The organism is Pseudomonas agronomica (assembly GCF_025917275.1).
Taxonomy (GTDB): Bacteria; Pseudomonadota; Gammaproteobacteria; order Pseudomonadales; family Pseudomonadaceae; genus Aquipseudomonas; species Aquipseudomonas agronomica.
This window is the reverse complement of record NZ_JAOSHO010000899.1, coordinates 1-1012: the sequence shown is the minus strand read 5'-3', so window position 1 is coordinate 1012 and position 1012 is coordinate 1. Positions and strand designations below refer to the sequence as shown.

Genomic DNA, 1012 nt, shown 5'->3' with positions numbered 1-1012 from the left:
GCTCGCTCCCACAAGGACTTGCGAACTTTCGGCCTGACCGATGCGTCTGTGAGATGTTAGCTTCTGCCATTCGCCGTTCGCACAGAGAGCCTTTTCGATGACCTACACCGCTGCGCAAAACCGCTACGAGTCCATTCCCTATCGCCGCGTCGGTCGCAGCGGGCTGGTGCTACCGGCCTTGTCACTCGGCTTGTGGCACAACTTCGGCGACAGCACGCCGATCGATACCCAGCGTGCCTTGTTGCGCACAGCGTTCGACCTGGGCATCAATCACTTCGACCTCGCCAACAACTACGGCCCACCCTATGGCAGCGCCGAAATCAATTTCGGTCGGTTGTTGCGTGAAGATTTCAAGCAGTACCGCGATGAACTGATCATCTCCAGCAAGGCCGGTTGGGACATGTGGCCTGGCCCGTATGGCCAGGGCGGCGGTTCACGTAAATACGTGCTGGCCAGCCTCGACCAGAGCCTGCAGCGCCTGGGGTTGGATTACGTGGATATTTTCTATTCCCACCGTTTCGATCCCGACACGCCACTGGAGGAAACAGCCAGCGCCCTGGCCACGGCCGTGCAACAGGGCAAGGCGTTGTATATTGGCATCTCTTCGTATTCGGGCGTGAAGACCCGGGAAATGGCCGCGCTGCTCAAGGAATGGAAAGTCCCGCTGCTGATCCACCAGCCGGCCTACAACCTGCTCAATCGCTGGGTGGAAAAAGACCTGCTGGACGCCACCGAGGAACTCGGCACGGGCGTCATTGCCTTCACGCCGCTGGCCCAGGGCCTGTTGACAGACAAATACCTCAAGGGCATTCCCGCCGATGCGCGGGTGAATCGCCCGGGAGGTGGCTCGTTGCAAGCTTCGCATCTGTCCGAGGAAAACATCGCCCACGTGCGAGCCCTCAATGAAATCGCCCAGCGTCGCGGCCAGAGCCTGGCCCAAATGGCCCTGGCCTGGACGTTGCGCGACCCACGGGTCACCTCGGCCCTGATCGGCGCGAGCCGGCCGGAGCAG

At 61.4% G+C, this 1012-nt stretch carries 1 protein-coding gene; it reads left to right on the top strand.

Going from position 1 to position 1012, the window contains the following annotated elements:
* Window positions 1–97: 97 nt before the first annotated feature.
* On the top strand, window positions 98–1012 hold a 915-nt coding region (gene mgrA, locus OC610_RS27980), incomplete at its 3' end, for an L-glyceraldehyde 3-phosphate reductase (RefSeq protein ID WP_264432845.1).